Here is a 6,892-nt window from a genome sequence, read left to right as displayed (position 1 = left end):
AGTTCTGGGTCTTTGCCTAGCTCGACGGTGTGGAATTCCGCGGATAGCATGGAGAGGGCTCCTAGGCCTGCGCTTTTACGGGCTCCGAGTGAGAGTCCTATGGTTTTTATGGCCTGTAGTGTCCTAGCTAGGAGTGTTGAGGGTGTTGAGGCCCTCGCATCTATGTCGCCTATGAGTATGAGCTGTACCTTAAGGCCTGGTGTTGATGTTTCGACGAAGTAGAGTACGTCCTCTTTGACCGTGCCGCTCGCCCTGTCTATGCCGACGCCGGGTCGTGTATGGAGCTTGGACTGTATGAGAGTGTCGGTGAACAGGAGGGAGCCGGCGCGGACCCAGTTGCCGAATAGTTTTCCGATGGGGCAGTGGTATAGTAGGTATTGTGCTAGCAGCCATTCAGGAGACTCGCTGGCGAGGTCCTCGTCCCTGTAGCCTAGTTCTCGTAGAACCTTGTCGGCTTCGGGGAACTGGGACCATTCCCTGTTCTCTAGTTCTGTCTTGAACTTCTCGAGTAGGTCTGCGTGGCTGCGGGTAATGTTCCCGATGAGTTCGGAGACGTCGTGAGCGCTTGCTGCGACCTCTACCGCTGTTTTCTCGACGCCGGTTAGGCTCATCGTTCTAGCTATTTTCTCGGCGATTGATCGAAATGCGCCTTTCCACGTCGAGGCGGGGATTAATAGGCGGTCGTTCAAGCGTAGGGTGTAAAGCCTGTTTGCCTCCCTGCGTCCGCCAATGTTGAAGGGTGTATCCGCAACGAAGTTTATTATTCCTACAAACTTCGCGTAGACCATTTCAACCACCTGTAATCTCAAAATACTCCTCTATGGGCATGAAGGCGTTCACCCCGGCGATGACCTCATCTTTTATGCGTAGGGGAACTCCAGCCTCTACCCCTTTGCACTCGCCTTTAATCTCTGACAAGACCAGGGAGCCGGGAAGGGCTACCTCTACTATAGGCTTGAATTTGCCACGGAGGACGTCGTAGCCTGTCAGTGTCTTCTCAAGTCTTCCCCAGGCTTTCTCAACCGTTATAGTGCACCCGTCCCCTTCAAGTACTCGGACTGGCGTCAGGGGGGATATTGCGACGAGAACCCTCCTGCCCGCGGTGAGACTAATGTTTGCAGGACGTAGCTCGAGGGTTGCCCAGCCGAAGCCTCTCGATTGTCCCCTGCCCACGGCTACCTCTAGAGACCTCTCGTTAAACGAGGCTGGTGCCGCCATGTATGCCCAGAACTCCGTGCCCTCAGCTATTGCCTCGTAGTCGAAGAGCATTCCTCTAGCTGAGGTCCGCCGGGCCTTATCTATGGCTACCGAGGTTGACCTAAACGTTGGTATGCGGGCGCGCCTTAAACCATCATGGGATTTGTAGACTATGCTCCCGAAGACAGGCTTGGGGGCCTCCTTCAATCCCTGGTAGAAATCGAGATTAAAGTCTCCCTCGTTAAGTATGTCTTCAACAGCTTTGCGCGTGAAATCTAGTATCCTGCCACTGCTCCTGTCCTCCATCATGAAGGGTGTCGCAGGGATGCTCTTAACGCCGTCTATGACAGGGTAGGCGTGGCTGACCAGGAAGGTGGGATTTGAGGCCTCGCTTTCAACAGTCTTCCAGTCTATCCTGCCATCGCGGAGAAGGGCTGTTAGGATCGCTCCGCGTATCGTCGAGCCAGGTATCCAGGGTGGCGGCCTGACGAATCCTCTCTCTGTTCTCCTACTAGTTATGATGGCGGGGCTCTTCAGCTTTAATCTAACCTCGTATAACTTCATGGAACCACCCCTTCCCACAACCATGACCTTAAAGCGTTGAGGAGGCCTTTCCACTGCGGGCCTAGATGCGGCTCAAGCTCGCCCTTGTCGTCTATTCGTAGATCTACCAGGGAGCCCCTGCCTATCCTTCCCAGTCTAAGCTCTGCAAGCCCTAGTAGAAGAAGGGGTAGAAGACTTTTCGCGTCCTCGCTGACCCTTACCTCTCCTCTGAAGAGAGTACCCGGGATGATGTGTTCAACGGTGTAGAGGGCATGGCTCCTCGCAGAGAGGGTTTTGTCGTCGAGCGAGACCCTCGTGATCAGGATGGTAGAGTAGTTCTCAGTTGACAGGTTTAGGTCGGTAAAGTATACCTTTGACTGCCCCTCTAGGTTTTGAGATGGATAGCCAAACAGTCTGCATACATCACAGGGCCCGTTCATCGCCTTATGGGCTTCCTCTATCCTACTGGGCTCTATCTGTCCGCAACTACTGAAGCCGTAAGCGGGGGCAACTCTGCTTGCCGCGGTCCTCACAGCTCCTTTCATGCTGGGGCCCGGTATGTAGGGGACGACTTTATCATTATGTGTATTTTTCCTAGCCACTACCACGTCGGCTCCAAGCACGTCCGTCATGCTCATTCCAACGGTGAGTAGTGTGACAGCCCTAACCTCTAGATTGAACTTTATCACCATGCACCACCCCGCACGAGCTTGAGCAAGATTAACAGGTCGGCAATCGGAACAGATGGGGTATCGGATAAAAGGGAGTCCACAAGGACTTTTTGCAGTTTTTCATAATAGCCTGCCTTAACCTCCCTCTTAGCCTGCCTTGAAACGTATACGACGAGCTTTTCCCTCCAGTGCTTCGAGCCTGAAGCCTCACGCCACGCGCTATTCAAAGCGGATTTGAGAACTGCGACTCTTTTAGCGTCATCGTATTTCTTTTCCGAGTCTGTTGTGACCAGAAAGGCTTTGGTGAAGGCCTCCGTGTGAACCCTAATCGACTCGTCATCCGTCCACTCGTTAGGCTTGATGTCCATTACTACACCACCAAGACCACTCCAGAGCTCTGGGGGCTCCCGTTTAAGGAAAACTGATTCAGTCACGAGGAAGGGCTGAGAACTATCAATGCCCTCATCTAGGGTAATTCTCCCATAAACTTTGCCCTGATACCTTCTAGAGCTACGCCTGAAACGCTCCTCCGCGAAAGCCCCGGAGGGTGATCCAGAGTCATAGACATCAAAGACTATCGCGCTTAACGCTTTATTATCCTGTTGAGAATACCTTCTAACCACTTGTTTAGAGAGATCCATAAGCTTGGATGCGCTGTCTAGCAGGGACCAGATACTCATGCGTGCAGGTCCAGCAACCACAGCCACGGTGAGCCCCCTGGACAGGCCTAGGCCACGCGCGAACTCCTCAGCCATGAAATGAGCGAAGGGGATCGCCGCCCAGGCTGGAAGCAGTAAAAGCCCGTCATCTCCTCCCATATAAATGGTGCCTAGATAGACGCGGGCGACCTCCCTCTCGCAGAGACCTGAGCTCTGGGAAGCGAGTTGAGGCATCTTTTGTGCGGCATCCTTTACGCCGTTACATAGGAGTTCGAGAGCCTTGGCGTACGCCTTTTTGAGCGAGACATCAATTCTAAAACTCTTCTCTATAATTTCGGAGAAGCTCAGGGAGTCAGACATGAAGCTGCCTATGGAGTTCCCATCGATTTTTACCACCGCGTAGTCGCGTAGCAGTGTTCTCCCTGAGCTTTTCCTGGCAAACTCTTCTGGTTGGTGACCAGCTATTAGCTCTAGCAAGGTCTTTGATACTTCGTTGTAGTCACTGTTGAAGACATCTGCTGGTTTAAAGCTTGAATTTAAAATTCTAATTTTAGAGTACCACTTTGCCTTGAAATGCGTTTGCGATCCGAGAGAATATAGGTCGTAGCAAGTGTCACAGACTTCCTTTTCCCCCTCAGGTGTCTGGACCTTGCGCTTGGCGAACTCTCTGTAGCACATCTGGCACAATTTTTCTCCACTTGTAAGAGATATTTTGCCGCCAAGATTGATGCTATACTTTTTCTTGAATAGCTCAGTAGAAAGCCTGTTTGACGCTGCGCGGTAGTTATCGGTAAAAATGGTGGAGGCCGCAACAAGCTTTAATGGATTGTTTTTCTGATAATCACGGGTAAGGTTTTCAACGCTTTCAACCAACTGCGTGGGTACTATGAGAAGTATGTTTCCACCACCAGCGTAGAGTATAGCCTCTGGAGGAATACCGAGCTTGGATTTAAGGAGCATGGGTATGTGCGCGTAAACAGCTAGATCTACAAGGTAACTAGCTGCAGCCATGACCCTGATCTCCTGGCTCCTCGTAATTAAGTCCTGTATAGACGCGACGTCTATGATTACCAGCGAGATACCATTGGTTTGCGTTCCACTGCTTGGAGGCTTGGCCTTGGCGAGGAACTCCTCCGTTAGTTCTTTGATGGGGTCCTCCTTGAACAGTTCCTCGCGAGCAAACTCTTCCCTTGACTCGTAGAGCTTCCTCCAGAAATCCCAGGAGTTCCGGTCACTTTTTAAGCGTTCCTCGAGCTTTCTAAGTTTCTCGCCTAGCACTTCCTCTACGGCTTCGGCAAGCCGGTCAGCGGAGGCTGCAAGCCTGTCAGCCTGGACTATTGGAAGATCAGCTTTCGTGTGATGAGTTTGAATAATCTCAAGGATTTTCTGTAAAGATGTGGAATCAATTATGCCGTTTAACAAGTATTTTGCGATGTTCACGGACTCCTCCCAGTGCCTCTGGGGGTTTACCGGCTTACCGATGTCGTGGAGTAGAGCAGCAATTCTCAACTCCTGAAGCTCTTTTCCCTGCATTCCCGCATTTTTTGCCAGTACCCACGCTAGCGCCGCGGTCATGAGGGTGTGTGCGAAGAGGCTCGAGGTGTTATAGCCGGGCCTCGTGTCCGCAGGGAGAGCAATCCATAGCCTAGTTAATTGCTCAGATAGCTCTGGTGAGGCAAGCTCTCTTACATAGTTCGGGACTTGAATCTCACGCAGTGTGTAAAGGGCATCGGCCAACTCTGTAAGTTTCTCAGTTACCAACTTGGGAATTAAGTTTGGAATCATCAGATAGAGCATGTAGGCTTTTAATGGCGTGGGAGCTACCTCAGAGGTTTCAATAAAGAGGGGGGCTTTGAGGAAGATTGTTAAGGCGTCTGCAATGGCTTCAAGCTTTTCATCCGGGGATACACCGCTGGCGTCGAGACTTTTGGAATAATCCACAAGTATTTCGCGCAGTTTCTCGAGCATCTCTTTGAAGGCCTTCTTGTCCAGGTCGCTGACCCTCCTGACCCGCACTAATTTCCCGTCAACCCATAGAGGAACTCGAAGCCCCCTATAGATGGGGTATTCCTCAACAAAGTTAAGCATTAAGCTTGTCAAGCTCCCCCACCTCGTCAACATCAATCAACTCATCCTTAAACGCGGTCTTGGCTTTATCAATGAGAACAGCGACAAGCTTGTCGAGACCTGGACCCTGCCTAGTCGAACCCGGCTCTAGGACTTCTCCGGCAAGCTCTAGGCGTTTAGAGAAGCGGGCGAGGGAAAGGGCCTCCAACTCGTATCGAACTATCCCCATAACCACTTTCGATTGCTTGGCGTACTTGTGCTTCCCTAGCAAGACTGGCCTTCCAACATGGCTTTTTCTCAAACCCATTCCGAATAGTATCAGGCCAAGCTCCTCCGGCTTTAAATTTTTGAAGAAAATACTACCCCTAAAGACTGTGCCCGGAGCCGCCGCTACAAGTTTCTCGTTCTCGAAAGGCTCTATCTCCACCAGCTGTCCTCCCTCCATCTTTAAGTCATTGAACTCTACGAGCCCCGCAAGACCCGTAGTCCCGAATAAATCACAGGTGAGACACACCGCTGGATGTTCCTCGGAGTACCTGCAAGCATACCCCCTCTTGAAGCTTAGAGAGCGTGACCAGATCCTGAAGTGCCTCCACCCCTCTTGCCCCACATTGGGTGGCCTTATGGGTAAATCACTAGCCACTATTAGGCAAGTCCTCACAAAACCGTTTTTCTCGACAAAGCTGAGCTCTATCCGGGCCCTCACGTTACCCTTGATCGTAGAGCCAGGTAGCACGGGCGAGTCGACGCGTGACGAGAACTGTTCAGCCTCAAAATTCAACTCATTCTCGAGCTCTTCGACGAGCCTTGTGAGGTCTCCTCGACCTCGACGACCACTGTCGGAAGCCAGCCTCTTCAATACTTCGGGTTTGAGTTTGACAGCCTTTAAACCCTTTCCCACGAAAAGGTAGCTGTCGACGCCGCATCCATCACGCTTCGAGCAAACGCGAACCGCGACCCTCATAACGCCACTTAAATCCTCTATTTTGTCCCGGGGACGTGGTGGCGACCTCAAAACTCTTACGGTTTCCGCCATGAATCCCACACCGATTCAAGCCTTTCGAGAACCTTCCAGGCTGACTCATTTTCAGCCCTTAGCCACCCCCCAGCCGTGGTTGCCAGGCCGGACAAGTCTACCTCGATGTCTCCTTCTTCTACAGGTAATAGCTTATTCTCTTTAACCGTTAAACCTCTTGCGAGAAACACAGGGTTCTCGATCTTCACCAGCCCGAATCCACGAGTCTTGAATCCACCTATCCTGACCAAGCCCTCGTCAAGCATTCTCAAAGTCTTTGCTAGAACCCCCAAGGCGTAATTAGGAAGGTTTGTAGATTTCAACTTGAAGCGGAACCTTGCCCCCGGCTCAACATACTCGACCTCGTAGAGGGCTCTGTGCTGGGCAGCCCCCGTTCTGCGGTTGATAGCAACTCCCGTCCGAACCCCTACTGGAACCTCTACAACCTCGCCCTTATCGTTAACAGGGTAAGCATCCGAGAACTCTACGTGACTGCTGAATGAAGGCGCCCCAAATATCTTACACATAAGACAGGCCTTCTCGTTAAATATTTTTAAGGCTCCAACCTTGTCACCATCTTTCAAAAGCTCTTGAACATGTTCTAGAAGCGTTTCATCGCCTAGATCCGTGAATTTATGATCCATGCATGTATCCCCGGGAAGCCCGTTGCAAACCTGTAACCCCTTCATCCTGGAAAACTGTGTTGAAACGCTTCTAAACACGCCCTTCAGGCTACTTCC

General features: G+C 51.5%; 6 protein-coding genes. All 6 read right to left on the bottom strand.

Going from position 1 to position 6,892, the window contains the following annotated elements; all coding sequences use genetic code 11:
• Window positions 1-788 (bottom strand): RAMP superfamily CRISPR-associated protein (locus ACP5KC_RS07960; protein ID WP_428287210.1); only part of this gene is annotated, 788 nt, incomplete at its 3' end.
• A gap of 1 nt (window position 789) precedes the next feature.
• Complete coding sequence (locus ACP5KC_RS07955) at window positions 790-1,761, bottom strand: RAMP superfamily CRISPR-associated protein (RefSeq protein WP_428287209.1); 972 nt, start codon at window positions 1,759-1,761, stop codon at window positions 790-792.
• Window positions 1,758-2,432, bottom strand: coding sequence for an RAMP superfamily CRISPR-associated protein (locus ACP5KC_RS07950; RefSeq protein ID WP_428287208.1), 675 nt, complete (start codon window positions 2,430-2,432; stop codon window positions 1,758-1,760). The genes ACP5KC_RS07955 and ACP5KC_RS07950 overlap by 4 nt, the downstream gene beginning before the upstream one ends.
• Complete coding sequence (locus tag ACP5KC_RS07945; protein ID WP_428287207.1) at window positions 2,426-5,170, bottom strand: HD domain-containing protein; 2,745 nt, start codon at window positions 5,168-5,170, stop codon at window positions 2,426-2,428. Before ACP5KC_RS07945 ends, ACP5KC_RS07950 begins: the two co-directional genes overlap by 7 nt.
• The gene (locus tag ACP5KC_RS07940; RefSeq protein ID WP_428287206.1) at window positions 5,151-6,173 is read right to left on the bottom strand and encodes an RAMP superfamily CRISPR-associated protein; all 1,023 of its coding nucleotides are present in this window, start codon (window positions 6,171-6,173) and stop codon (window positions 5,151-5,153) included. Before ACP5KC_RS07940 ends, ACP5KC_RS07945 begins: the two co-directional genes overlap by 20 nt.
• A partial coding sequence (gene csx7, locus ACP5KC_RS07935; protein ID WP_428287205.1) for a type III CRISPR-associated RAMP protein Csx7 occupies window positions 6,158-6,892 on the bottom strand: 735 nt, incomplete at its 5' end. The genes ACP5KC_RS07940 and csx7, both read right to left, overlap by 16 nt.

Source organism: Infirmifilum sp., assembly GCF_049970975.1.
Lineage (GTDB): Archaea > Thermoproteota > Thermoprotei > Thermofilales > Thermofilaceae > Thermofilum > Thermofilum uzonense.
This window is presented reverse-complemented; position numbering and strand designations above follow the sequence as displayed.